This window comes from Brevundimonas sediminis (assembly GCF_048799765.1).
Classification (GTDB): Bacteria; Pseudomonadota; Alphaproteobacteria; order Caulobacterales; family Caulobacteraceae; genus Brevundimonas.
In genome coordinates, this window is record NZ_JBLYQK010000007.1 from 33,434 (window position 1) to 56,392 (window position 22,959).

A 22,959-nucleotide genomic window follows, 5' to 3' on the forward strand; every position below is an offset into this window, starting at 1 on the left:
GCAAACGTTGACCCGCGCGCCCTGAGGCGGCAAAGCCCGTCGCATGCTGCAGAACATCGAACTCCTCGCGCGCGACGCCCGGTCGTGGCCGTTTGAACAGGCCCGCAATCTTCTGAACCACGTTCTGAAGAAGCGGCTGAGCGACGCCGAGCGGGATGCGGCCAAACTGCTGATCGACGCGGGCAAGGCGGACGAGGCGCTGGCGACCTTCCCGGCGCTGCAGCGGCCCGTGATCCTGGAGACGGGCTATGGTCCGTCGGGCCTGCCGCACATGGGCACCTTCGGCGAGGTGGCGCGCACGACCATGGTGCGCAACGCCTTCCGCGCCCTGACCGGCGACCACTGGCCGACGCGCCTGATCGCGTTCAGCGACGACATGGACGGCCTGCGCAAGGTGCCCGAGGGGATTCCGAACCCGGAGATGCTGCGCGAGGACCTGCACCTGTCGCTGACCCGCGTGCGCGACCCGTTCGGCACCCACGAGAGCTTCGGTGCGCACAACAACGCCCGGCTTCAGGCCTTCCTCGACAGCTTCGGCTTCGACTACGAGTTCATGAGCTCGACCGAGACCTACAGGTCCGGCCGTTTCGATGAGGTGCTGCTGCGCCTGCTGGAACGGTTCGACGCGATCATGGCGATCATGCTGCCGACCCTCGGCGAGGAACGCCGGGCGACCTATTCGCCCTTCCTGCCGATCAGCCCGATCACCGGCCATGTGCTGCAGGTGCCGACGCTGGAGCGCAACGTCGAGAAGGGGACCATCACCTTCGAGGACCCGGCGGGCGAGCCCGGCAACCGCACCGAGGTTCCGGTCACCGGCGGCCATGTGAAGCTGCAGTGGAAGCCCGACTGGGCCATGCGCTGGACCGCGCTGGACGTCGACTACGAGATGTCGGGCAAGGACCTGATCGAGAGCGTGCGCGAAAGCTCCAAGCTGTGCCGCGCCCTGGGCGGCGTGCCGCCGGAGGGCTTCAACTACGAGCTCTTCCTCGACATCGAGGGCAAGAAGATCTCCAAGTCCAAGGGCAACGGCCTGACGATGGACGAGTGGCTGCGCTATGGCACGCCGGAGTCGCTGAGCTGGTACATGTTCCAGTCGCCGAAGTCGGCCAAGTCGTTGCACTTCAACGTCATTCCGCGCGCGATCGACGACTATCTGTCCTTCATCGACCAGTTCCAGACGCAGGAGCCGGCCAAGCGGATCGACAACGCCGTCTGGTCGATCCACGCGGGCAATCCGCCCAAGGTCGCAAGCCCGGTGTCGTTCAGCCTGCTGCTGAACCTCGTCGGCGTGGCCAACGCCTCGTCGAAGGAACAGTTGTGGGCGTATTTCGCCAGGTATCTGCCCGAGGCGACGCCGGAAAATGAGCCGACGCTCGACCGGCTGATGGGCCATGCGCTGAACTATTACGAGGACTTCGTCCGCCCGACGAAATCCTTCCGGCTGCCCACCGAGCAGGAGAAGGCGGCGCTGCTGGATCTGGCGGAGCGGCTGAAAGCGCTGCCGGCGGACACGACGGACGGCGAGACGATCCAGAATGAGGTCTATGCGGTGGGCAAGGCGCACGCCTTCGAGCCGCTGCGGGCCTGGTTCGGGGCGCTGTACGAGGTGTTGCTGGGCGCCACGCAGGGGCCGCGCTTCGGGTCGTTCGCCGCCATCTACGGCCTGCCGCAGACGATCGAGCTGATCGAAAAGGGCGCGAACGGCGGTCTGGCTGAGGGATAATCCCTAGTGCCCTGTCCGGATGTCCTTAACGCGCCGCGCGTCAGGATGCCCGTGTCAGGGGAGGGCCCGGGTTGACCAGCTACGTCGATGAAGCCGATCAGGTGTTCCATCTGGACCTGACGGGCGCGTCCGCCCGGCGGGCGCTGGTCGAGGACACCGCCTTTCTGGATGATCGGCCCGAGGTCTGGAACTGGGACTGGGTCATCCATCTGCCGGAGGGCGCGACCGACACCACGGTGGATGACGTCGCCGGGCTGGCGGCGCGGTTCCCGGGCCGGATCGGCGACGGGATCACGGTTCTGGTCAGCGGGGATCGCCATCTGCATCTCTGGGCGCAGGTGATGGATCACCAGTTCCAGGGGCGTCAGCATCTGGTGGTGCCGGACTCCGACGCCGCCGCGACCGTGATCGGCCGCCGGCACGTCGCAACGAAGATGAACCGAATATAACGACACGGTCACGGGAGCCTTCAGACAGGCTCGGGCATTCTTCCTGCCATCGACCAACTCGATGACAGGAGCAGAGCCATGTCGAAGAACAAAATCACCGTCGCCATCGCCGCTGCCGCCATGCTGGGCGGCCTGGCCCCGATGGCCCTTCCGACCGCCGCCGCGGCCCAGCAGGCGAACGGCATCACCAACTGTGACGCCCCGGGCGGCCGTCAGCGCGCCGGCGCCCTGATCGGCGCGGTCGTGGGCGGTCTGGCGGGCAGCCAGATTTCCAGTAATGAGCGCGCCCTGGGCGCGGTCGGCGGCGCCGCCGCCGGTGCGGCCGCGGGCTCGTACATCGGCTGTAACCAGCAGCGCGCCCGCGCCGAAGCCAATGCCCAGAGCGGCGCGCAGTATCGCGCCACCGCCAACCTGAACATCCGTTCGGGTCCGGGCACCGGCTACCGCACCGTCGGCCGTCTGTCGTCGGGCCAGCCGTTCTCGGCCATCGGCTCGCAGGGCGAATGGGTCCAGATCGCCGGCGGCGGCTGGGTGAACGCCCACTACGTGTCGACCTACTAAGCTGGAGAGCCGCCCTTCGGGGCGGCTTTCTTCTGCGTGCCGCCGCCCGACGCGCGGTGTCCGGCGGCTCGAGTGTGATGAGGTGAAGAGGCCGTCCCGGGAGGGGCGGTTTCTTTTTTGTCGCGACCGGAGAATGGCCCGCAGGACCGGCTCTACTGGCTGACCCAGAGGATACGGCCCATCCAGAGCACCTCGGCGCGGTCCAGCGCCCGGGGCAGGTAGGCCGGATTGATCGAGGCGAGGGTGACGGATTTCGCCGTCAGGGCGGCGATCTCCTTGGCCAGGGTTTCACCGGCGAGGGTGCGCACCACCACCCGGTCGCCCCGGCGGACGTCGGTGGCTTCCCGGTCGACAATGACCCGGTCCCCCGCCCGGTAGAGGGGCGCCATGGAGTCGCCGACGATCCGGAGGCTCAGCAGGCTGTCGGACGCGCGGGGCAGTTCGGTCTGCTCCCAGCCTTCACCCGTCGGGAGGCCGGCATCGTCGAAAAAGCCGTCCTGACCGGCCTGGGCCATGCCCAGAAGGGGGATGGTCTCCGCCCGTTCATGGGCGTCCTGGGCCAGTCGGGCGAAGTCGCCCAGCGACAGGCCGGCGACGTCGAGAATTCGCGTCAGGCTCTCGGTCGAAGGCCAGCGGGGGCGTGGCGGCTGTCCGGGACCGAAACGTTTGGAGGGGTTGAAGCTGGTCGCGTCCAGCCCCGCCCGTCGCGCCAGGCCCGAGGCGCTGAGCCCCTCCCGCTCGGCGAGCCGGTCGATGGCGGTCCAGATCTGGGCGTGGGAAAGGGGCAAGCGACGTCCTGGCGGAGGGGCGTAGGAATATCCGCCTAGGACCGTTGTGGGTCAACCATGAGTACGGGGCCGGCCGGCGCGTTCCCGCCGACCCAGGGACCGTCGGGACCGGCGAGCGTGGACACCGCGCCGTCCAGGAAAAGCGCGTCGGGGCACCCCAGCGCATCCCGGAACAGCCGGGCGAAGGCGCCGAAGCTGACCCGGTCCCGTGAAATGGCGAACACCACGGTCCCGTCCGGCCGGACGCCGACGCCGTTCCGCCGGTATCGGGAGGCGCCGTCGGGGTCGAAGGCCGGATGCAGTTCGCCGCCGATCACCAGCATGGGGCCGGACTGGGTGGCGAAGGCGGCCTCGGGAGACGGGGAGGCGGCGTCCGACGCCGTCACGCGCGCATGACCGTTCCGGCCAATGGCGAACACCCCGTTGGGCTTGAGATGGAAATTCCCCGGCCCGTCATTGGTGTTGAGCGGCGACAGCGTCACGCCCTGCTCAATGAGCAGGCCAATGGCGTTCAGGCGCGGGTCGTACATCCCGGCGTTCATGGCCAGCAGCGGCGCAGGGCCATTCCGGGCCCGCGCGCGGATCGCGTCCATCACCGTGGCGTCCGCCTCCGAGGGGGCGGGGTTGTGCACGATCGAGATCGCATACCGATCCGTCGGCAGCACGCAGACGACGTAGGCGCCGCCTTCGAACACCTGATCCCGACAGGGCGGGGGGAGCACGGCGGTGGCGGACGACGGCGTCCGTCCGTCCGGCTGGCGCAGCCAGACCAGGCCGCCTCCGCCGATGGCGACAAGGCCGATCAGGATGGCGGCGAGGCGGCCGGACCGCTTCAGTCGCGAATCTCCAGCTCGGGCAGGAGATTGAGCACCATCGGTCGCATGCCGGTCCTGGCCGGGGCCATCGCCTTCAGGAAGCCCAGCGTATAGGCGGCGGGGCCGTGGAAGCTGAACCGGGAGGCCTTGAAGCTGCAGTTCTCGAAGCCGGGGGGGACGCCGCCGTGGTAGTTCATGCGGGCGTTTTCGAACACGCAGTCGATGTAGACGTTCGCGTCGAGCGTCTGATCGCCCGTCAGGGTCTGGTTGCGGATTTCGGGCATGGCCGGTCCTTGAGCTGAAAAACATGGCCCACGGCCAATCGCCCGTCCTACCTAGGGCGCGTGGCGGCGGGACACCATAGGCGGACCGCGGATTGGAAGGAGAAGGGCGCCGGAGGCTATTCCAGCCCGGCGGCGCGACGCTCCTGCCAGGCCCAGAAGGTGCCGACGGCGATGGCGACCAGAACCCCGTAGCTGGCGAGGTTGATGACCGCGAAAAACGCGCCGGGGGGCGGGCGGAGGTCGACCAAGGTCAGCAGGTGGCTGGCCACGATCAGCGATTGCAGGGCGCAGACCCAGATCGGCCAAGCGCGACGGCTCTTCCACGCCAGGCCGATGCAGACGGCCAGGAACACTGCGTCGATGGCCATGAGGGGCCATTGCGGACTGCCTGAAAAGCCCTTGTCCTGCACGAGTTGGGACGCAAACAGGCCGAGCATGTAGGCGCCGGCGCCGACACGCTCGGGCTCATCGCCCTTCAGGAACGCAAACGCAGTCACCAGCACCGCGATTGCGAAGCCGATCTGCGATGCGAGGGTGTCAAACATGAAATCGCCCCCATGCCGTTCGGCATGAGGGCGACTTTGCATCGAGTCTGCGCAAACCGGAATGACCGGCCGCCGACATTACGTCGAATTAAACCGCGCGGAGGCGGCCGACCGGCTTTTGTTCCGGGCCGGTTTCAGCCGGCTTGTCCAGAACGCCGATGGCGTAGGTGCCCCAGCCGAGGCGGCGGTGATCCTTGGCCAGCTCCTCGTGGCTGGCGACGATCGCCGACCGGGCGCTGCTGAGAGCGGCGATGGCTTCCATGGCCTTGGCCTGGGCCTCGGCGCCGGCCACCGGCGACAGGCTGAGGGCGGTGCGGGCGCCGATCATGGCCTGCACAAGGGTCGTCGCCTTGGCGATCGCGGCGTCAACCGCCTGTTCGGTCGCATTCAGATCACCAGCAACGCTGGCGATAACTTCAGCCTTATCCATCAGACCCTCCAAACATGAACTATGGTAAGTGGAATCTTAACACGGAGTGGTGGTGTCCGGTAGGATTTTGTTTGCCTTGTTTGTCAGGGATTTATTTACCTCCGGCGTTCGGGCGCGCGAATCCGGCCCGGGTCCGACCATGGGTTGATCGGCGGGCTGCGACGGCCGGGCTGAAGGGGTCGGATCCGCCCTGTGCGGGGCGTCAGAGGTCGTACTGGGCGACCAGGAAGTGGGCGCTCAGGCTGGCGATGGGATTGTCCTCATCGTCCTGCCAGGCCTCGGCCTGGACGTGGGCGACACGCCGCCCGGCCTTGCTGATGCGGGCCCGGGCATGCACGTCCTGCGGGCGGCCGGAGCGCAGATAGGTGACGCTCACATTGATCGGCCGGGGCAGTTCAAGACGGGGGTAGAGCACCGCGACCTGGGCGACAGCGGTCAGTTCGAGCATGGCCGCGGTCGAGCCGCCGTGGAGGGCGGGCAGCACCGGGTTTCCGATCAGGTGATCGGCAAAGGGCATGGTCACCGTCAGGCGGTCCCCGTCGCGCTGCGTCAGCAGGCCGAGAAAGCGGGCGTAGGGGAGGCTGGTCAGAAGGTCCGTCATGCGTCGGCCTCCCGCCGGGGCTTCAGATTGGCGCCGGCAGGCCGCCCGTCGCTCGAATTCAGGATGTAGGCGGCCTGGGCGGCCGCGACCGGATCCTCGGGATCGTCCTCGAACGCCCAGGCGCGGACAAAGGCGATCGAGCGGGTCAGCCGATAGCAGCGCGCTTCGGCGATCAGCCCGGCCTGCGCGCGGGCCGGGCGCATATAGTCGACCCGCAGGTCGAGGGTCGCGATCGGCTCGAAGCGGTCGAGGGCGACCCAGACCGCCAGTCCGCCGGCGTGATCCAGCAGGGCGGTCACCAGCCCGCCCGAGAGCACGCCCGTGGCAGGGTCGCCCACGAGATCCTCCCGCCAGGGAACCCTGAGTCTGACGCGGTCGCCGGACAGGCCGTCATAGGCGAAGCCGAGCGCATGGGTGTGGGCCGAGGCGGAGGCCAGCTGGGGCAGCAGGGCGACGAGCGGTGACGAGGACATGGCCGCACTGTCTCCCCCGTCCGCGATTCCCCGCAAGCAGGATGATGCGGCGCTTCGGGATCAGGCGACCGAGCGGGCGTCCGGAGCGGCGGCCGCGGCATCGCCGGCGCCCTGTTCGAGCGCGGCGTTCATGGCCATCCGGAGCCGTTCCGGCTTGATCGGCTTTTCGACGACGGCCGCCATGCCGATGGACATGTATTTGCGGGCGTCCTCGGGATCGGCGTTGGCGGTCAGGGCCACGATCGGGATGCGGCTGACCGGACCGTCCAGGGCGCGGATGGCCTGCGTGGCCTGCACGCCGTCCATGCGCGGCATCTTGATGTCCATCAGGACCAGGTCGAACCGACGCTCCTGCACGGCCTCGACCGCCTCGGCTCCGTCCTCGGCGGTTTCGGAGGTGCAGCCGAACATCTCGCAGAGCGCCTGGGCGACAACGCGGTTCGTCGCGTTGTCGTCGACGATCAGGATGTGCGGCGTATCCTGCAGATCCAGATCCGGAAGGCTCTCGACGTTCGAGGTCGGACCCGTCTCGATCTCGGCGCGCTCGACCTCAAGGTCAAAGGCGAAGGTGGCGCCCCGGCCCGGGTTGTTTTCGGCCCAGATACGGCCGTTCATGCGATCGACGACCTGACGGCAGATCGACAGGCCCAGCCCGGCGCCGTCCGGCCCGGATCCATGCACGAAGGGCTCGAAGATGGCGTCGACGCGCTCCGGGTCGATGCCGGGGCCGTCGTCGCGTACGCGGGCTTCCAGACGGATGCGGTCGCCGTCCGCCGTCGCCCGGAGGCCGGCTTCGACAACGCCGTTGCGGGCGAATTTGAGGGCGTTGCCGATCAGGTTGTTGAAGACCTGCTTCATCCGCATCGAGTCGATCACGGCGGCCAGTTCGGTGTCGCCCTCGTAGCCGACCATCAGGGTGACGTTGTCCTGGGACGCGCGGGGCGCCCACATGGCCTCGACGTCGTCCATCATGGCCCGCAGCGGCGTCGCTTCCGGGGCCAGTTCCAGTTCGCCGGCCTCGGCGCGGGACAGGTCGAGGGCGTCCTGAAGGATCCGCAGCAGGGTCTCGGAAGATTCCACGATGGTGGAGACGTGCGCCTGGGCCTGGGCGTTCAGCGGCTGGCGGCGGAGCAACTCGGCCACGGCCAGCACGCCGTTCATGGGCGTGCGCAGTTCGTGGCTCATGATGGCGAGGAACTGGCTCTTGGCGCGGGCCGCGGCCAGCGCCTGGGTCCGGGTGTCGCTCAGTTCGATATTCTGGAGGCGCTGGCGTTCATTGACCGCCTGCAGCAGCGACACCGCGGTGCCGACGCCATGGTATTTTCCGTTCCGGGTGACCACGAAGCCGCGCATCAGCGCGCTGGGGCCGCCCTTCAGGAGGATGTCGCAGAAGGCGTCGATGCTGACCCCGGCCTCGACCACGGCGGGCTCCGGATCCATCACATGGATGACCGCGCGGCGGGCATAGAGCGCATGACCGAAGGCGCCCGCGATCTTGAGCAGGAAGGCGTTGCGTTCGACCAGTCCGATAGGGCGATCCCCATCCACGACCGGGATCACGAGCGTATCCGGCTCGCGTTCAAAACGCGCGAATACATCGCTTCCCGGCGTCTCCGGCGAAATCGCCTCGGCGCGTTCGGTAAGGGTTTCGATTGTCGGCATACTGGCCGGCACTCCACTGCGACCGGTGGACAATGCGGGAGAACCGTTTGCAGAAGGGTTAAGATGGGCGGCTCTCGCCGTCTTGTCGCCATTTTTGCTCTCGGCGGCGCGCGGGTGTAGAAGGCCGGTCCGCCGAAATCAGGCCCCATCCCCTTGTCCATGCGCGCGGCCGGCCGGCCGACCGCAGGTTTGTCGTGAGCGAATTGTCCCAGAGCGCCGGAAAAAGCCCCGCATCTTCGGCCCTTGTCCTGTTCTCCGGCGGACAGGACAGCGCAACCTGCCTGGCCTGGGCGCTGGATCGGTTCGACCGTGTGGAGACGGTCGGCTTCGACTATGGCCAGCGGCATGCGGTCGAGATGCAGGCGCGCCTCAATGTGCGCGACGGCATGGCGAAGGTGCTGCCGCACCGGGCGGATCGACTGGGCCCGGACCACGTCGTGGACCTGACCGGCTACGGCCGGATCGCCGAAAGCGCCCTGACCGCGGACCGCAGGATCGAAATGGACGCCCGCGGCCTGCCGACCACCTTCGTCCCCGGGCGTAATCTGGTGTTTCTGACCTGCGCGGCGGCGCTGGCGGACCGGCGCGGGCTGGACGTGCTGGTGGGCGGCATGTGCGAGACGGATTTCTCGGGCTATCCGGATTGCCGTCGCGACACGATCGACGCCATGGCGCAGGCGCTGAGCCTGGGGCTGGACAAGCCGGTGGTGGTCGACACCCCGCTGATGCATCTGACCAAGGCGCAGACCTGGGCGCTGGCTGACGCGATCGGCGGTGCGGCGCTGGTCGAGCTGATCGTCGAGGCCTCGCACACCTGTTATCTGGGCGACCGTGAGCATCGGCATGACTGGGGCTACGGCTGTGGCGACTGCCCGGCGTGCGAACTGCGCGCGGCGGGCCACCGACAATGGGTCGAGGGCCGATGACCTATTCGGCGAAGGAAGTCTTTCTGACGGTGCAGGGGGAGGGCGGTCAGGCCGGCCGCCCGGCGGTCTTCCTGCGCTTCGTCGGCTGCAATCTGTGGAACGGGCTGGAGCGGGATCGCGCCACCGCCGTCTGCACTTTCTGCGATACGGACTTTGTCGGCACGGACGGCGACGGCGGCGGTAAGTTCGCCACCGCCGACGCGCTCGCGGATCATGTGGACGCGATGTGGCGGGGGCGGGCCGGCGATCCGAAGCTGGTGGTCTGCACGGGCGGCGAGCCCCTGCTGCAGCTGGATGCGCCGTTGATCGACGCGCTCCACGCCCGCGGCTTCGAGATCGCCATCGAGAGCAACGGGACCCTGGCGGCGCCGGGCGGCGTCGACTGGATCTGCGTCAGTCCCAAGGCCGACGCCCCGGTGATCCAGATCAGGGGACAGGAGCTGAAGCTGGTCTATCCGCAGCCCAAGGCCCTTCCGGAGCGATTCGAGCACCTTGAGTTCGAGCGCTTCTGGCTGCAGCCCATGGACGGGCCCGACCAGGCGGCCAACACCGCCGCCGCCATCGAATACTGCCTGACCCACCCCCAGTGGCGCCTGAGCGTCCAGACCCACAAGTACATCGGCGTCCGCTAATGCCCGTCTTCGAGATCACCAAACAGGCCACCTTCGACGCGGCCCACCACTTTCCGAACGAACCCGAGGGCAGCATCTATCGCCGGGTTCACGGCCACTCGTTCACGGTCGAGGCGACGATCCGGTCGGAGACGCTGGACGCGGAGCACAACTGGGTGGCGGATCTCGGCGCCCTGGACCGCGCCCTGAAGGCCGCCGCCGGGAAGCTGGACCACGGCATGCTGAATGAGCACCCGGGGCTTGAGCTGCCGTCGCTGGAGAATCTGTGCCTGTGGTTCGTGGCGCAACTGACGCCGGACTGGCCGGGACTGTGCCGCGTTCAGGTGGCGCGTCCGACCATCAACGAGCGCTGCGTTCTGAGCCTCTAGGATCCTAGCAGTCCTGCCCGCGGCGCTGGCGCTGTTCGCAGCGCCGCTGTTCCCTCTCCCAGCGCCGCTGGTCGCGCTCGCGTTTGGCCCGGGTTTCCTCATCGGAAGTCGTGACGGCGTCGACGCCCGCGCCGACGACCTTGGCGCCCGTGCCGACCACGGCGACGCCCGCATCGACCACGGCGCCGACGAGACAGCCCTGAAGCATGAGGCTGCCCGCAACAACGGCAGACAGGGCGGCGACGCGCGTGATGACTGACATGATGGTTCCTCCCGAGCGCACAGGGTTAACCCGGGATTGGTGAACACAGTCTGACGGTGAAGGCGGGGCGTGGTGGGCGGCGAGGGGTTCGAACCCCCGACCCCCTCGGTGTAAACGAGGTGCTCTGACCAGCTGAGCTAGCCGCCCGGTCGCGTGCGCGGAGGGCCTTCTAGGCCGACGCCGCGCAAAGAGAAAGGGCCGCCGGTTTCCCGACGGCCCTTTTGTCGTCTGGTCGCTGACCGGTCCTAGAACCGGAAGCTGGCCCGCAGGAACAGCATGTAGCGAACGTAGTTGTCGAGCATCTCGGCGTCGGCGCTGACCGACAGCATGCCCAGCTCGTTGCCGACGTTGAGGCGGAAGCCGACGATCGGACCGCCGCCCTCGATGGTGTCCGGCGACAGGGTGAAGTCGGGGCCGCCCGAGCGGAAGCGGGCGATGGTCTCGCCCGGATCGACCGAGATGTTCTGACGCCAGCCGAGGCGCAGTTCCGGCTTCAGCCAGCTGTTCTGGCCCATCGACATGCCGATGTTGATCGCGGCGGTGGCCGAGAACAGGTGGCCGTCGCGATCATCGATCTCGAGATCGAAGCCGTCGCCGCCGCCTTCCTCGACGTGACCGTCCTCGCTGAGCGAGAAGTACTCGATGTAGCCTTCCGGACGGATGCTGAAGCGGCCGAAGGTGCGCTCGTACGAGGCGCCCGCGGCGGCCGAAAGGGTGAAGCCGTTCCAGTCGGACGTGTTGGTCAGGTTCAGGCCGGCGCCGACCAGGCGGCGTTCCGACTCGAAGGTCGCATAGCCAGCGGCCGCACGGGCCCAGGTCGTCCAGTACTGGCCCTGGGCGCGCCAGTAGAGGCCCAGTTCCAGAAGATTGGCGGTCAGGACTTCTTCGGCCTCGGACTCGGGGTCCTCGAGATCCGACGAGGTGAAGGCGACCGAGAGACCGACGGCGCCCAGGCCCGTTCCCCGCTCGACGCCGCCCGCCACGCCGAAGCCTTCCGAACGGAAGCCGTAGGAGTCGGTCTTTTCCTTGTCGGCGTAGAAGTTGATCTCCTGCACCCAGGCGCTGGTTTCGCCCGGCGCGGCCGAGGCGTTGCGGCCGGTCAGGGCGCGGGTCACAGCATCGACGCCGGATGCGAGCGAGACCAGCGGGCCGCCGGAGTGATCCGGCAGCAGTTGCTCATACAGGTTGATGAAGTCGTCGCGGCCCAGCTGGGCGAGGAAGGCGGCGCGGGTGTCGGCGTCGCGGCTCAGCGAGCTGTAGAAGGCGTCGTACATCGCCGCCTCGACCGGGATCAGGCCGGCTTCCTGCGTGGTGCGCTGACGCACGTCCGCATAGACGGTGTTGTTGGCCGCATCGACGCCGCCCTCCACGATGTAGAGGTAGGGCGAGTTGTCCTGCAGGCCGGCCAGATCGATCGCGCCGGCGTTCAGCGAGCCGGCCTGGATGAGGTCGAACCGCTCGGGCGTGTCCAGCAGCGACGAGAAGCGAACGCCGAGGCCCGCGCCGTCGGCCAGCGTGGCCGTGCCCGTGACGTTGAAGCCGCCGCCGGTGCCGTTGGCCGGGTCAAGGCTGACGATCAGGGCGCCGTCGCCACCGATATCCAGCGAGGAGATTGTGGTGGCGGTGGTCTGGCGGGCGTCGAGGGTGCCGTCGGAGACGGTGATCGCCAGATCGCCGTCGATGTCGGTGATCGCGCCGCGAACCAGCGAGCCGCCGCTGATCTGCAGGCTGTCGGCGCCGGCGCCGAAATCGATGTTGCCGAGCACCTGGCCGTTCCGGATGTCGACCGAGTCCGCGCCCGAGCCGAGCAGGATCTCGCCGGCGATGAGGGGTTCGTTCGAGTCCGTCACGCCGTCGCCGTCCGTGTCGGGATCGGTCGTGGTCGCGGCGCTGGCGATGCCGTCCTGGATCAGGGTCACGCCGGTGGTGTTGGCGGCCACATTGATCGCGACGGCGCGGCCGGTGATCGGATCGCCGTCGGCGTTGGCGGTGATGTTGGACTGGATCGAGCCGGTATTGGTGATCGACGTCAGGCCGCCGCTCAGATCGAGCAGGGCGGTCGTGTTGGCCACGCCGCCGCCCGCGGCGGCGAGGATGTTGCCGTCGTTGTTGAACACCGGAACGCTGGCGTCGGCGTCGATGCGGACCGCGACGCTTTCCGCGGCGGTCTCGCTCGACACGCCGGCGGTGATCACGCCGTTGTTGATGAAGGCCGGCGTGGTGAGGCCGGAGTTCAGGTTGACGGTGGTCGCGTCCGCGTCGATGGCCAGCGCCGCGATGGTGCCGTCATTCCGGATCCCGCCGTCGATGGTCACGGTCTGACCGGCGTTGCCGCCGATGTTCACGCTGGTCGCGTCGAAGCCGGAGAACACGCCCTGGGCGGTCAGCACGCCGCGGTTGATGAAGCCGTAGGCGGAGTCGCCCGTGCCGGCGACGCCGAGGGTGATATCGCCGGTCGCCGAGCCGACCTGGACCGCCGGCGCCGAACCGAAGCTGGAGACCGAGGCGGTGTTTTCCGAGGAGTCGAGGATGCCGTCGCCGTCGCGGTCCGTGTCCTGACGGTTGATGGTGCCGTCGTTGTCGTCGTCCTCGTCGCCGTTCTTGACGCCGTCGTTGTCGTCGTCGCCCTCGATGCCGGCCGACGAGTAGGCGGGCGGGCGGTCGAAGATGACGCCGGCGCCGACGTTGGCCGCGATCAGCACGGCGGGGCCGCCGACCAGCAGATCGTCGGGGTCAAGCTCGTCGACGAACAGCAGGTCGCCGTCGTTCGCCGGCGTCTCGACATAGTCGTCGGGGCGGGTCGGCAGGGCGCTGGTGTAGCGGAAGCCCGAGACGACGATGGTCGACTCGACCATCACCCGGCCGCTGACGTCGCCGTTGATCGCGGCGCCCACCGAGTTCTCACCCCGGACGGAGATGGCCCCGACGAGGTTGATGTTTCCGTCCACGGCGCCGGTCGTGTGAAGGCCGTAGCTGTTGTCGCCGACGACGGTGATGGCGCCGAGCGTGTTGATGTTGCCGGTCAGCGGGGCCTCGACCGAGATGCCGGCCGAGTTGTTGCCGTCCACCGAGATGCGGCCCGCGGCGTCGACGACGATATTGCCGACCAGGGGGGCGGCGCCGACGACGCGCACGCCGTAGCGGTTGTTGCCCTTCGCCCACGGACCGTCGGCGTCGCCGTCGTTGTCGGTGTCGACATCCGTGTCGCTGGTGATGTCGTCGAACACCGCGATGGTGCCGGCGATGGTGATGTTCGAGGTCGTGCCGCCGTTGACGAGAATCCCCGTCACGCCGTCGTCATTGCTGGACAGCGAAATGTCGGTGCCGGTGTCGAGCTGGACGTTGTGGCTCGAATCGACGGTGACCGCCACGCCGCTGGTCATGCGGATGGAGCCGCCGCTGGCGATCCGGATCGAGTCAGGGCCGGAACCCGTCGCATTCGAAGTGGTGATCGGCGTGGTGCGCGACGTGGAGATCACGACTTCAGCCATGGCTCCCGAAGCGGCCAGAAGGGGAGCGATCGCCACTGCGGTCGCGAGCAGAATACGCATTCGAGAGAAACCCCTGTGGACGACACGCCAGAGACGCCGGTGATCCTCTAACAGGGACCGCGCCAGCGTGCCTCAAGTTTCTCGAATTTGAGGCGAATGCAAGGCCGAACCCGTCCGAAGGCGCCTCATGTGTCCGGTTCCGCTTGCGCGAAATGTGATCAAGGTGATATCACTTTCATATCGTTTTCGGAGAGGGGCCATGACGGCGACAACGCATTCCAAATCCACTGAACATCCCGCCGCCGCGGCAAACGGGGTCGTGATGCTGCTGACCAGCCTGGCGCTGACCCTCGGCGGGCCGCTCGTCGTGGCGTCGAACCCGGACGCCATCGCTTTCGTGATCGGCGGAATCGCCCTGGCGACGATCGGCCTGTTCCTGATGTGCGGGCTGTATTCGCTTCAGCCCAACGAGGGGTCGGCGATCCTGCTGTTCGGCGACTATCGCGGCACCGACCGCAAGACCGGCCTGCGCTGGGTCCTGCCCTGGTACACCCGCAAGAAGATCAGCCTGCGTGTCCGCAACCTGACCAGCGACAAGCTGAAGGTGAACGACAAGCGCGGCAATCCGATCGAGATCGCGGCCAACGTCGTCTGGCGGGTCGAGGATTCGGCCCAGGCCCTGTTCGACGTCGACGACTTCCAGCAGTTCGTGAACATCCAGGTCGATACGGGCCTGCGCGACATGGCCTCGCACTACGCCTACGACCATGGCGAGGAGCAGGAGCTGACCCTGCGCGCCGACGCCGAGGACGTCGCCGCCCGTCTGCGGGAGGAGCTGGTGGGGCGGGTCAAGGTGGCCGGAGTGGTCATCGACGAGGCCCGCATCGCCCACCTGGCCTATGCGCCCGAGATCGCCAGCGCCATGCTGAAGCGCCAGCAGGCCGAGGCCGTCCTGGCCGCGCGCCAACTGATCGTGAGGGGCGCGGTCGGGATGGTCGAAAACGCCCTGACCGATCTGGGCGAGCGGGGCGTGGTCGAGCTGGATGAGGATCGCAAGGCCGCGATGGTGTCGAACCTTCTGGTCGTCCTGTGCGCCGACCGGGAGGCCCAGCCGGTCGTCAACACCGGCACCCTGTACGGCTGATCATGGCGGGCAAGCCCAGGAAACCCTTCCTGATGCGCGCGTCCCCGGGCGTGATGGCGGCGGTCGAGAAATTGGCCGCCGCCGAACTGCGATCCGTCAACGCCCAGGTCGAAATCCTGCTGCGGGAAGCGCTGATGCGTCGGGGTGTTCCGACTACAGACGATCCGGAGCCTGAACAGGACGCTTGAGCTTGGCCGCGAGCGGGGCTACGGGCGCTGGTATGGTGAAGTCTCACATGTCCCGGGTCCGCAAGGCCCGTCGCATCCAGAAGCGGGTCCGGCGCGTTGGCAAGGCCGGCGTTAGCGCAACGGAGCGGGAACTGATGAGTCTGGCGGGTCTGGAAGTCCAGGAGGGCGAACTGCGCCTGATCCCGGGATGGGATGAGGAAGTCTCGGAAACCCTGAAGGCCGCCCGGCGGGCGGCGGCGGACGATCGGCCCCGGTTCGTGGACACCACCATGCTGTACGCGCCCAAGTCGGGCGGGGTGAAGCGCTACCTTCTGTCCAAGAAGGCCTGGCTGGAGGAGAACCGCCCGGGCGTCGCCCATTCGCTGGTCGTGCCGGGCCAGCACCACAAGGCGGGCGACGACGGAATCATCCAGTTGCACGCCACCAAGTTGCCGTTCGGCGACGGCTATCGTTGGCCGACCTCGGTGCGTCGCTGGGCCGCCTGGGTGGCCTCGCTGAACCCGTCCCTGATCGAGGCGGGCGACCCCTATACGCCGGGGCAGGGCGCTTTGGAGGCCGGTCAACGCGCCGGCTGCCCGGTCGTCGGCTTCTGCCACTCCGACCCGGCGGGACTGGCCGCGCTCCACTTCGGCGAATGGGCCAAGAAACCGGTCGAGAAACGCTGGGCCCGGCTGTTCGGCCAGTTCGACCGGGTGGTCTCGCCCAGCCGCTACATCGCCCGTCGTCTGGAAGAGGCGGGCATCAAGGACATCGTGATCCAGCCGCTGGGCGTCGAGATCGACACCTTCCGCCCTGACCGGCGCGACCGCGACTGGCTGCTCAAGAAGTTGGGGCTGCCCGCCTCCGCCCGTCTGCTCTGCTTCGCCGGGCGTCCGGCGCGCGAGAAGAACATCGATGTGCTGATCGAGGCGGTCCAGAAGCTCGGCGCGCCCTATCATCTGGTGCTGGTCGGCGCCGGTCAGGGCCTGCCCGCCGAAGATCGGGTCATCTCCCTGCCGTACGAGGCCAATCCCAAGGCTGTGGCGAGGATCATCGCCAGCTGCGACGCCTTTGTGCACGCCAACGACAAGGAGCCGTTCGGTCTGATCGTGCTGGAGGCCATGGCCTGCGGTCGCCCCGTGGTCGGCGTCAATGCGGGCGGTGTGAAGGAGACGGTCGACAACAGCGTGGGCCAGTTGGCCGACGCCGCCGAGCCGGGCGTCTACGCCGAGGCGATCAAGGCCCTGTTCGAACGGGATATCGAGGCCCTCGGCGCCGCCGCGCGTCAGAAGGCGGTCGAGCGCTTCGCCTGGAACCGGGTCTTCGAGGACCTGTGCATGACCTACGCCGACGTCAGCGGGAAGCGCGCCTTCCTCGAACCGCCGGGCGACTGGGCCGAGCACTAGACCTCGACAGTCCGCTCCGGCGGGACCAGTCTCCCGGAAAATCGGGAGACTTTCATGAAACGCCTGCTGCTCGCGACCGCGCTGACGCTGCTGTCCGCGACGTCCGCCATGGCCCAGACGGTCATTCTGGCGCGCCACGCCGAAAAGGCGGATCAGAGCGCCGATCCGGCCTTGTCCGAGGCGGGGCAGGCGAGGGCGACCGCATTGGCCGTGGCGCTGTCCGGCGCCGATCTGACCCATGTCCTCGTGACGCCCCTGAGACGGACCGGAGACACGGCGGCGCTCGCGGCGCAGGCCCACGCGGTTACGCCGGAAGTCATTTCCTTCGAAGGCGGGACCGAGGCCCATATCGCCCGCGTCGCCGCGCGCGTGCGCGCCTTGCCGACCGACGCGGTCGTGCTGGTGGTCGGCCACAGCAACACCGTGCCCCTGATCGCCAAAGCCCTGGGCGAGGTCGGTCCGGACGAGATGCGGGACTGCGAGTACGATCGTCTGACCGTGCTCACGCTGCGACCCGGCGGCGAAGCGCCGGCCGTGGTCGGCCGTTACGGCGCGCCTTCGACATGTGAGTCGCCGGCGGCGACCGGGGGTTAGCGGCGGACGTCGCGAATGGCGGCGCCGTTGACCTCGAACAGCCCGTCCCCGGCGGCGACGAAGATCGGCATCCGGTTCTGCAGCGACAGGAAGACGTGTGTCTCCACCGGGCCGCTCGAGACGATCTGACTCATGCTCAGGGCCACGACCTGACGACCGTCCGCGTCCGCCTTGCGCAGGGACAGGCAACTGTTGGTCAGCATGTCCCGCCGGATCACGGTTGAGCCGTCCGCGCTGATGCGGAAGCGGTAGTGACCGCCCATCGGCACGACATTGGCGTCGGTGGTGGCGGTCAGCAGCCAGACCAGCCATTCGTCGCTGTCGGGGTCGTCCAGAACCACGGCGTTCAACTGCCGGGAGCAGCGGAGGCGGCCGATATTGCTCGCGGCGGTCGTTCGGGCCCGGAACTGGGCCAGTTCCGTCGCGCTCAACGTCCCCGTCTCGACGGGGCTCACCGCGCCGGCGCGGCCGTTTCTGACGGGGATGTCGAACGCCGGACGGACGCTGTCCGCCTCCAGACGCACGAAGCGCACCAGCAGATCCGGACCCTGGTCGACGACGATCCAGCCAGCGAGGCCGGCCGGCGGCTGACGTCCGTTGAGATGCGCCAGAAGGGCGTCGGTGGCCACCGCGGCGGCCTGGTCCCGCCGGAAGATCGCCTGCCCCATGGCGATCACGCGCGCCTGCGACCACTCCTCGACAGGGATCGGGTCGGGAGCCCGTTCCTGCGCATGCGCCGGAGCGACCGCCGCAAGACCCGTCAAAAGGGCGGCGGCGACAAGAGCGGCGATGCGCATGAAAAACTCCCTCGATACGGGAGGGAGCCTAATATCACACGTCCAGATCGGCCACCGCGAAACGGGCGTTGTCCTGGATAAATTGGTAGCGGGCCTCGGCCTTCTTGCCCATCAGGCGCTCGACCAGATCCTCGATCTCGGCCTCGTCCTCAGGCAGTTCGACCCGCGCCAGGGTGCGCTTCCTCGGGTCCATGGTGGTTTCCTTGAGCTGGGAGGCCATCATCTCGCCCAGACCCTTGAACCGGCCGATCTCGACCTTCTTGCCCTTGAACACCGTGGCCAGAAGCTCGTCGCGGTGGGCGTCGTCGCGCGCATATTCGGACAGGGCGCCGGCCTGGATGCGGTAGAGCGGAGGCAGGGCCATGAACAGGCGGCCCTGACGGATCGCCTCGGGCATGGAGCGGTAGAAGAAGGTGATCAGCAGGGCGGCGATGTGGGCGCCGTCGACGTCGGCGTCGGTCATGATGACGATGCGCTCGTAACGCAGGTCATCGATGTTGAACCGGCTGCCGGGCTGCACGCCGAGGGCCAGCGCCAGGTCGGACAGCTCCACGTTCTGGCGCAGCTTGTCGGCGGTGGCCGAGGCGACGTTCAGGATCTTGCCGCGCAGGGGCAGGATGGCCTGGGTGGTGCGGTCGCGCGCCTGTTTGGCCGAGCCGCCGGCCGAGTCGCCCTCGACGATGAACAGCTCGGTCCCTTCGGCGGCCTGACGGGTGCAGTCGGCCAGCTTGCCGGGGAGACGCAGCTTGCGGGTCGCGGCGGCGCGCTGGACTTCCTTGTCCTTGCGACGACGCAGACGGTCTTCGGCGCGCTCGATGATGAAGCCCAGCAGGGTATTGGCCTGTTTGGGGCTTTCGGTCAGCCAGTGGTCCAGCGGGTCGCGCAGCAGCTGCTCGACAAGCTTCTGGCCTTCCGGCGAGGACAGGCGGTCCTTGGTCTGACCCTGGAACTCGGGGTTGCGGATGAAGACCGAGATCATGGCGCCGGCGTTGGCGATGACGTCTTCCGCCGTGATCAGGCCCGCGCGCTTCTCGTTGGTCAGCTCGCCATAGGCCTTCAGCCCCTTGACCAGCGCCGCGCGGAAGCCCGCCTCGTGGGTGCCGCCGTCGGGGGTCGAGACGGTATTACAATAGGAGCTGACGAAGCTGTCGGCCTCGCCGAAGCCGATGGGCGACCAGGTGACGGCCCATTCGACGGCGCCGGCCTCGCCCTTGCGCTCGACCCGGCCCGCGAAGGTCGGAGTGACGGTTTCCAGCTCGCCGATGCGTTCGGCCAGGGCGTCGGCCAGGCCGCCCGGGAAGTGCAGGGTGGCGCTGGCCGGAGTGGCGTCGGTGATCCGGTCCGGGGAGCAGGTCCATTTGATCTCGACGCCGCGGAACAGATAGGCCTTGGAACGGGCCATGCGGAACAGGCGGGCGGGCTTGAAGGCCGCGCCGACGCCGAAGATCTCGGCGTCCGGGTGGAAGCGGATCAGGGTGCCCCGCTTCTTCGACGGCTGGACCTGCTGGATCGGGGCCAGCACGTGGCCGCGCGAGAAGGACTGCTTCCACTCGAAGCCGTCACGCCAGACGGTGACGTCCAGATGATCCGACAGGGCGTTGACCACCGAGACGCCGACGCCGTGCAGGCCGCCCGAGGTCTCATAGGCCTTGCCCGAGAATTTCCCGCCCGAGTGCAGGACGGTCATGACCACTTCCAGCGCCGACTTGCCCGGATGTTTGGGGTGCGGGTCGACCGGGATGCCGCGGCCGTCGTCGTAGACGGACAGGAAGCCGTCTGCGTCCAGGTCGACCTTGATGATCTTGGCGTGGCGGGCCACGGCCTCGTCCATCGCGTTGTCGAGGACTTCGGCGAACAGGTGGTGCAGGGCCCGCTCGTCGGTGCCGCCGATATACATGCCGGGGCGTTTGCGAACGGGCTCCAGCCCCTCCAGCACCTCGATCGAGGAGGCGGAATAGCCGGTGGCGGCGGCGGTCGTGGCCACCGCGGTGTCGGCGGGCTTCGCGGCCAGGGCGGGCGCGGCAGGCGGCGGCGTCACGGGCGCGGCGGCGACCGGCGCGGGAGCCTGTGCGGGCTGGGGTGAAGCAGCGGGTGCGGCCGGGCGCTCGGGCGTCGGCTCGTCATCGAACAGGAAGAGATCGGCGGAGTTGGCCATTCAACGAGTGTGCGGCGATTCGGGGACCGGTCTGGTAGGCCCGACGGGGCTTTGGAGCAAGCGCGACCGCCTCTGTTGTGGACGACGGCAGGAAGACGCGGGTCATCACGGCCATGAACAGGACGAACGGCAGGCCCTGATGGGCCAGCAGGATGGATTCCGACAGGCTGAGCACGAAGAAGGCGGCCAGGAAGCCCAGCGCCCACCAGCCTTCGCGCAGGCCGGAGCCGGCGCTGCGGAACAGCAGGATCAGGAAGGTCACGGCCATCTGGACGCCGACCAGAATCGCGCCGGGCCAGCCCAGCTGGACCAGCAGGTCGATCCAGCCGTTGTGGGCGGAGGGCACGATCCAGCCGGTTTCCCGCCGCACCCAGTCGGCGGGCGGGCTTTCGCCGATCCGGCCCCAGAAGGCGCCGTAGCCGTAGCCGGTCCACGGACGCTCGGCCACGCGGCGCATCAGACTGGCCCAGATGTCGGTCCGGCCGGTCAGCGACGGGTCCTTGCCGAGGGCTTCCAGCACCTCGACCGAGTGGGTGTCCCAGATGTAGAGGCCCAGCCCGGCGATGACGACGGCGCTCCAGATCGCCACCACGGCGAAGGCGGCGCCGCCCCGGCGCAGGGCCCAGAAGCCGCCGACCACGCCCACGCCCAGCATCAGGCAGAGCAGGGAGGTCTTGGACTGGGTGGCCAGCACCAGAAGGCTGGAGAGGCCGAAGGAGAGGGCCGGCAACAGGCGGCGTGTGTCGCCGGAGGCCAGACAGGCCGCGGCGGCCGTGGCGCCGATCACCATGACCGCACCCATCTGGTTCTTCTCGTACCAGAGGCCGCGCCACAGGCCCGCGTTGACGTCGTGGTGCACCCCGATGGCGGGAAAGGCGAAGACCATGATCAGACTGCCCACGGCCATGATCAGGCTCGAGAGCATCAGCAGGCGCGGCAGGTGCTCGCCCCGGAAGACCGCGCCCAGATAGAGGGCGAAGACCCCGCTCATGGCCAGGGCGATCACCCGGCGGCTCGTCGTGTGATAGTCGAGCGACCAGTATTTCGAGGCGAAGCAGAGGGCGACCAGCATGAGCACGCCGAGGGCGCCGGGCCAGGCGCGCCACATACGGTCGATCCGGTAGAGCACCAGGCCGATCGTCACGGCGTAGGCGGGCAGCCAGATCAGCCGCAGGATCGGCGTCTCCTGCTGCTGGGGCGCGAACACCGGCCCGATCAGGGCGCCGGTCAGCATGAAGATCATGGCGACGCAGATCGCCGTCTCCCACCAGGCGGGGGACGGTTCGGTCGTTGCCATGGCTGGACGGGACTCACGCACGGCCGCAGGGTCGGCGTTCAGGCTTAACGAAGGGTTGGGAAGCCCGTCCGCAAGGCCCGCTAGAGCGTCGCCAGCGCCCGGGCGTGCTCGCGGATGATGCGGCGGGTCGAGGCGTCCTGATCGAACACGCCGTACCAGCCCTGCGGTTCGTGCGGGGGATCGCCGAGGAAGGCGTCGTCGCCGGTGCGGAACCGATGATCCGGATGGGCGGCCCGCGCCTCGCCGTTCCAGGCCCAGAAATTCGATCCGGCCAGGGGGCCGCCCTCGCGCGCATCGGCCAGTACGGCCTCGTGGATGACGGTGTAGAAGGCGTCGCGCAGGGCGGTCGGGGCGGCGGGGTCATAGACGTTGCCGTCGCGGGGGTAGCCGAACTCCTCGACCACCAGCGGCTTGCCGGCCTGCCCGGCCAGATCGATGTGCCGGGCCACATAGGCGCGCGACAGGTCGAGGGCGCGGGCGTGGGTGCCGGTCATGTCGGACCGGTCCAGCCAGCTCCAGTTGCCGGGCCAGACGTGGGCGGTGTGATAGTCGATGGCGTCGTCGGCCTGGGACGACTGCACGAGGCCGGGGCGCTCCATGGAGCCCATCAGGCCCTCGCCGCCGGTCGAGATTAGGTGACGGGGCGCCAGCGACTTGATCAGGCGGGCCGTGGCGCTGATCCAGCCATGGAAGTCCGGCAGGGTGCGGTCGACGGTGGCGTCCACACCGCCCGGGCGCGGCTCATTGGCCAGCTGCCAGGCCATGATGGCCGGGTCTTCGGCGTAGGGTCGGCCGGTGACGGTGTTCACCCGACCCACGATCCGGCGGACATGGGCGTGATAGCGGGCGATCGCGTCCGGGCTACGGTAGAAGCCCGAGACGAACTCCGGAAAGGCCGGCCAGGGCGCGTCGGCGTCGACGAACCGGCCGCCGTTGGTCCACAGCAGATAGGTCGCCATCCCGCCGGACCACTCCCAGAAATTGGTCAGGTAGAGCACGGCCTTCATCCCGCGCTTGCCGATTTCGGCCAGGGCGTGGTCCAGCCCCGTCAGCAGGGCCTCGTTGTAGACGTCGTCCTGACCATGGAAGGCCGGGCGCACCGCGTTCTTCAACGGCGAGAGCTCTGCCGAGGCGGCGATGCGGAGATTGGTCACCCCGTCCGACGCCAGCGCATCCAGTTCGCGCGCCAGCCGCGCCTCATGTCCGATCCAGGCCGCGTACCAGAGGTTGGCCCCGACGTAGCGGTAGGGCTTGCCGTCCAGGGTGAACTGCGTCCCCTCCCGACGCACGAAGCCGGACGAGGCGGTCTGCGCCAGAACAGGCAGGCCGGGGGCCGCCGCCACGGCGGCCGAGGCGGCGAGCAGGGCGCGGCGGTTGATCATCGGA

The 22,959-nt window shown here is 68.6% G+C and carries 24 protein-coding genes and 1 tRNA gene; 10 read left to right on the forward strand and 15 right to left on the reverse strand.

Annotation, left to right across the window (positions count from 1 at the left end; all coding sequences use genetic code 11):
• Positions 1 to 43 precede the first annotated feature (43 nt).
• The 3 genes from ACLQ7T_RS06025 (at position 44) to ACLQ7T_RS06035 (ending at position 2,736) form a co-directional block, all read left to right on the forward strand.
• The gene (locus ACLQ7T_RS06025; RefSeq protein ID WP_420478606.1) at positions 44 to 1,726 is read left to right on the forward strand and encodes a lysine--tRNA ligase; all 1,683 of its coding nucleotides are present in this window, start codon (positions 44 to 46) and stop codon (positions 1,724 to 1,726) included.
• A 71-nt stretch (positions 1,727 to 1,797) separates the two neighbouring features.
• On the forward strand, positions 1,798 to 2,175 hold the full coding sequence (locus ACLQ7T_RS06030) for a hypothetical protein (protein ID WP_420478607.1): 378 nt from the start codon (positions 1,798 to 1,800) through the stop codon (positions 2,173 to 2,175).
• Positions 2,176 to 2,253: 78 nt separating this feature from the next.
• A complete protein-coding gene (locus tag ACLQ7T_RS06035) occupies positions 2,254 to 2,736 on the forward strand; it encodes an SH3 domain-containing protein (protein WP_420478608.1) in 483 nt (160 codons plus the stop codon).
• 152 nt (positions 2,737 to 2,888) lie between these two features.
• Here the strand turns inward: ACLQ7T_RS06035 and ACLQ7T_RS06040 are convergent, their stop codons facing one another.
• From ACLQ7T_RS06040 to ACLQ7T_RS06075, 8 genes are all read right to left on the reverse strand, one after another.
• Positions 2,889 to 3,524, reverse strand: coding sequence for a S24 family peptidase (locus ACLQ7T_RS06040; RefSeq protein WP_420478609.1), 636 nt, complete (start codon positions 3,522 to 3,524; stop codon positions 2,889 to 2,891).
• 35 nt (positions 3,525 to 3,559) lie between these two features.
• On the reverse strand, positions 3,560 to 4,246 hold the full coding sequence (locus ACLQ7T_RS06045; RefSeq protein WP_420478610.1) for a phosphodiester glycosidase family protein: 687 nt from the start codon (positions 4,244 to 4,246) through the stop codon (positions 3,560 to 3,562).
• Positions 4,247 to 4,356: 110 nt separating this feature from the next.
• A complete protein-coding gene (locus tag ACLQ7T_RS06050; RefSeq protein ID WP_420478611.1) occupies positions 4,357 to 4,623 on the reverse strand; it encodes a hypothetical protein in 267 nt (88 codons plus the stop codon).
• A gap of 116 nt (positions 4,624 to 4,739) precedes the next feature.
• Entirely contained in the window at positions 4,740 to 5,168 is a 429-nt protein-coding gene (locus ACLQ7T_RS06055) for a hypothetical protein (protein ID WP_420478612.1), read from the reverse strand.
• A gap of 88 nt (positions 5,169 to 5,256) precedes the next feature.
• The gene (locus ACLQ7T_RS06060) at positions 5,257 to 5,598 is read right to left on the reverse strand and encodes a hypothetical protein (protein ID WP_420478613.1); all 342 of its coding nucleotides are present in this window, start codon (positions 5,596 to 5,598) and stop codon (positions 5,257 to 5,259) included.
• Between the two features lie 202 nt (positions 5,599 to 5,800).
• Positions 5,801 to 6,199: a PaaI family thioesterase gene (locus tag ACLQ7T_RS06065; protein WP_420478614.1), complete on the reverse strand. Its 399-nt coding sequence runs from the start codon at positions 6,197 to 6,199 to the stop codon at positions 5,801 to 5,803.
• Positions 6,196 to 6,672 (reverse strand): PaaI family thioesterase, encoded by a 477-nt coding sequence (locus ACLQ7T_RS06070; protein WP_420478615.1) that lies wholly within the window; start codon positions 6,670 to 6,672, stop codon positions 6,196 to 6,198. Before ACLQ7T_RS06070 ends, ACLQ7T_RS06065 begins: the two co-directional genes overlap by 4 nt.
• A gap of 60 nt (positions 6,673 to 6,732) precedes the next feature.
• Positions 6,733 to 8,334 carry a response regulator gene (locus ACLQ7T_RS06075; protein ID WP_420478616.1) on the reverse strand — a complete coding sequence of 534 codons (1,602 nt, stop codon included), beginning with the start codon at positions 8,332 to 8,334 and terminating at the stop codon, positions 6,733 to 6,735.
• A 203-nt stretch (positions 8,335 to 8,537) separates the two neighbouring features.
• Here ACLQ7T_RS06075 and queC point away from each other — a divergent pair, with 203 nt between their 5' ends.
• Genes queC through ACLQ7T_RS06090 form a run of 3 tightly spaced genes read left to right on the forward strand, consistent with a single transcriptional unit; the run spans position 8,538 to position 10,260 of the window.
• Positions 8,538 to 9,260 carry a 7-cyano-7-deazaguanine synthase QueC gene (gene queC, locus ACLQ7T_RS06080; protein WP_420478696.1) on the forward strand — a complete coding sequence of 241 codons (723 nt, stop codon included), beginning with the start codon at positions 8,538 to 8,540 and terminating at the stop codon, positions 9,258 to 9,260.
• Positions 9,257 to 9,892 carry a 7-carboxy-7-deazaguanine synthase gene (queE, locus tag ACLQ7T_RS06085; RefSeq protein WP_420478617.1) on the forward strand — a complete coding sequence of 212 codons (636 nt, stop codon included), beginning with the start codon at positions 9,257 to 9,259 and terminating at the stop codon, positions 9,890 to 9,892. Before queC ends, queE begins: the two co-directional genes overlap by 4 nt.
• Positions 9,892 to 10,260, forward strand: a complete 369-nt coding sequence (locus ACLQ7T_RS06090; protein ID WP_420478618.1) for a 6-pyruvoyl trahydropterin synthase family protein — start codon at positions 9,892 to 9,894, stop codon at positions 10,258 to 10,260. The genes queE and ACLQ7T_RS06090 overlap by 1 nt, the downstream gene beginning before the upstream one ends.
• Positions 10,261 to 10,264: 4 nt before the next feature.
• Here the strand turns inward: ACLQ7T_RS06090 and ACLQ7T_RS06095 are convergent, their stop codons facing one another.
• The 3 genes from ACLQ7T_RS06095 to ACLQ7T_RS06105 all read right to left on the reverse strand — a co-directional run bounded on the left by ACLQ7T_RS06095 (position 10,265) and on the right by ACLQ7T_RS06105 (position 14,073).
• On the reverse strand, positions 10,265 to 10,522 hold the full coding sequence (locus ACLQ7T_RS06095) for a hypothetical protein (protein WP_420478619.1): 258 nt from the start codon (positions 10,520 to 10,522) through the stop codon (positions 10,265 to 10,267).
• A gap of 70 nt (positions 10,523 to 10,592) precedes the next feature.
• Positions 10,593 to 10,669: transfer RNA gene (locus ACLQ7T_RS06100), tRNA-Val, on the reverse strand.
• Between the two features lie 98 nt (positions 10,670 to 10,767).
• Positions 10,768 to 14,073 carry an autotransporter outer membrane beta-barrel domain-containing protein gene (locus ACLQ7T_RS06105; RefSeq protein ID WP_420478620.1) on the reverse strand — a complete coding sequence of 1,102 codons (3,306 nt, stop codon included), beginning with the start codon at positions 14,071 to 14,073 and terminating at the stop codon, positions 10,768 to 10,770.
• Positions 14,074 to 14,272: 199 nt separating this feature from the next.
• On the opposite strand from ACLQ7T_RS06105, the gene ACLQ7T_RS06110 reads away from it, so the two are divergent.
• Genes ACLQ7T_RS06110 through ACLQ7T_RS06125 form a run of 4 tightly spaced genes read left to right on the forward strand, consistent with a single transcriptional unit; the run spans position 14,273 to position 17,324 of the window.
• Entirely contained in the window at positions 14,273 to 15,157 is an 885-nt protein-coding gene (locus tag ACLQ7T_RS06110) for an SPFH domain-containing protein (RefSeq protein ID WP_420478621.1), read from the forward strand.
• Positions 15,158 to 15,189: 32 nt separating this feature from the next.
• Complete coding sequence (locus tag ACLQ7T_RS06115) at positions 15,190 to 15,345, forward strand: type II toxin-antitoxin system antitoxin (protein ID WP_420472098.1); 156 nt, start codon at positions 15,190 to 15,192, stop codon at positions 15,343 to 15,345.
• Between the two features lie 47 nt (positions 15,346 to 15,392).
• Positions 15,393 to 16,730 carry a glycosyltransferase gene (locus ACLQ7T_RS06120; RefSeq protein WP_489671806.1) on the forward strand — a complete coding sequence of 446 codons (1,338 nt, stop codon included), beginning with the start codon at positions 15,393 to 15,395 and terminating at the stop codon, positions 16,728 to 16,730.
• Between the two features lie 54 nt (positions 16,731 to 16,784).
• Entirely contained in the window at positions 16,785 to 17,324 is a 540-nt protein-coding gene (locus ACLQ7T_RS06125; protein WP_420478622.1) for a SixA phosphatase family protein, read from the forward strand.
• Here the strand turns inward: ACLQ7T_RS06125 and ACLQ7T_RS06130 are convergent.
• The 4 genes from ACLQ7T_RS06130 to ACLQ7T_RS06145 form a co-directional block, all read right to left on the reverse strand.
• Entirely contained in the window at positions 17,321 to 18,121 is an 801-nt protein-coding gene (locus tag ACLQ7T_RS06130) for a hypothetical protein (RefSeq protein WP_420478623.1), read from the reverse strand. The two genes, ACLQ7T_RS06125 and ACLQ7T_RS06130, sit on opposite strands and share 4 nt — an antisense overlap.
• A gap of 34 nt (positions 18,122 to 18,155) precedes the next feature.
• A complete protein-coding gene (parE, locus tag ACLQ7T_RS06135; protein ID WP_420478624.1) occupies positions 18,156 to 20,276 on the reverse strand; it encodes a DNA topoisomerase IV subunit B in 2,121 nt (706 codons plus the stop codon).
• Positions 20,242 to 21,573 (reverse strand): O-antigen ligase family protein, encoded by a 1,332-nt coding sequence (locus ACLQ7T_RS06140; protein WP_420478625.1) that lies wholly within the window; start codon positions 21,571 to 21,573, stop codon positions 20,242 to 20,244. Before ACLQ7T_RS06140 ends, parE begins: the two co-directional genes overlap by 35 nt.
• A gap of 80 nt (positions 21,574 to 21,653) precedes the next feature.
• Positions 21,654 to 22,955: a glycoside hydrolase 5 family protein gene (locus tag ACLQ7T_RS06145; RefSeq protein ID WP_420478626.1), complete on the reverse strand. Its 1,302-nt coding sequence runs from the start codon at positions 22,953 to 22,955 to the stop codon at positions 21,654 to 21,656.
• Positions 22,956 to 22,959: the final 4 nt, after the last annotated feature.

Coding starts and splice junctions, on each gene's coding strand:
- ACLQ7T_RS06025 (WP_420478606.1), top strand. CDS start 44: ATGCTGCAGAACATCGAACTCCTCGCGCGCGACGCCCGGTCGTGGCCG.
- ACLQ7T_RS06035 (WP_420478608.1), top strand. CDS start 2,254: ATGTCGAAGAACAAAATCACCGTCGCCATCGCCGCTGCCGCCATGCTG.
- ACLQ7T_RS06050 (WP_420478611.1), bottom strand. CDS start 4,623: ATGCCCGAAATCCGCAACCAGACCCTGACGGGCGATCAGACGCTCGAC.
- ACLQ7T_RS06055 (WP_420478612.1), bottom strand. CDS start 5,168: ATGTTTGACACCCTCGCATCGCAGATCGGCTTCGCAATCGCGGTGCTG.
- ACLQ7T_RS06060 (WP_420478613.1), bottom strand. CDS start 5,598: ATGGATAAGGCTGAAGTTATCGCCAGCGTTGCTGGTGATCTGAATGCG.
- ACLQ7T_RS06065 (WP_420478614.1), bottom strand. CDS start 6,199: ATGACGGACCTTCTGACCAGCCTCCCCTACGCCCGCTTTCTCGGCCTG.
- ACLQ7T_RS06070 (WP_420478615.1), bottom strand. CDS start 6,672: ATGTCCTCGTCACCGCTCGTCGCCCTGCTGCCCCAGCTGGCCTCCGCC.
- ACLQ7T_RS06075 (WP_420478616.1), bottom strand. CDS start 8,334: ATGCCGACAATCGAAACCCTTACCGAACGCGCCGAGGCGATTTCGCCG.
- queE (WP_420478617.1), top strand. CDS start 9,257: ATGACCTATTCGGCGAAGGAAGTCTTTCTGACGGTGCAGGGGGAGGGC.
- ACLQ7T_RS06090 (WP_420478618.1), top strand. CDS start 9,892: ATGCCCGTCTTCGAGATCACCAAACAGGCCACCTTCGACGCGGCCCAC.
- ACLQ7T_RS06095 (WP_420478619.1), bottom strand. CDS start 10,522: ATGTCAGTCATCACGCGCGTCGCCGCCCTGTCTGCCGTTGTTGCGGGC.
- ACLQ7T_RS06105 (WP_420478620.1), bottom strand. CDS start 14,073: ATGCGTATTCTGCTCGCGACCGCAGTGGCGATCGCTCCCCTTCTGGCC.
- ACLQ7T_RS06110 (WP_420478621.1), top strand. CDS start 14,273: ATGACGGCGACAACGCATTCCAAATCCACTGAACATCCCGCCGCCGCG.
- ACLQ7T_RS06115 (WP_420472098.1), top strand. CDS start 15,190: ATGCGCGCGTCCCCGGGCGTGATGGCGGCGGTCGAGAAATTGGCCGCC.
- ACLQ7T_RS06120 (WP_489671806.1), top strand. CDS start 15,393: ATGTCCCGGGTCCGCAAGGCCCGTCGCATCCAGAAGCGGGTCCGGCGC.
- ACLQ7T_RS06125 (WP_420478622.1), top strand. CDS start 16,785: ATGAAACGCCTGCTGCTCGCGACCGCGCTGACGCTGCTGTCCGCGACG.
- ACLQ7T_RS06130 (WP_420478623.1), bottom strand. CDS start 18,121: ATGCGCATCGCCGCTCTTGTCGCCGCCGCCCTTTTGACGGGTCTTGCG.
- parE (WP_420478624.1), bottom strand. CDS start 20,276: ATGGCCAACTCCGCCGATCTCTTCCTGTTCGATGACGAGCCGACGCCC.
- ACLQ7T_RS06140 (WP_420478625.1), bottom strand. CDS start 21,573: ATGGCAACGACCGAACCGTCCCCCGCCTGGTGGGAGACGGCGATCTGC.
- ACLQ7T_RS06145 (WP_420478626.1), bottom strand. CDS start 22,955: ATGATCAACCGCCGCGCCCTGCTCGCCGCCTCGGCCGCCGTGGCGGCG.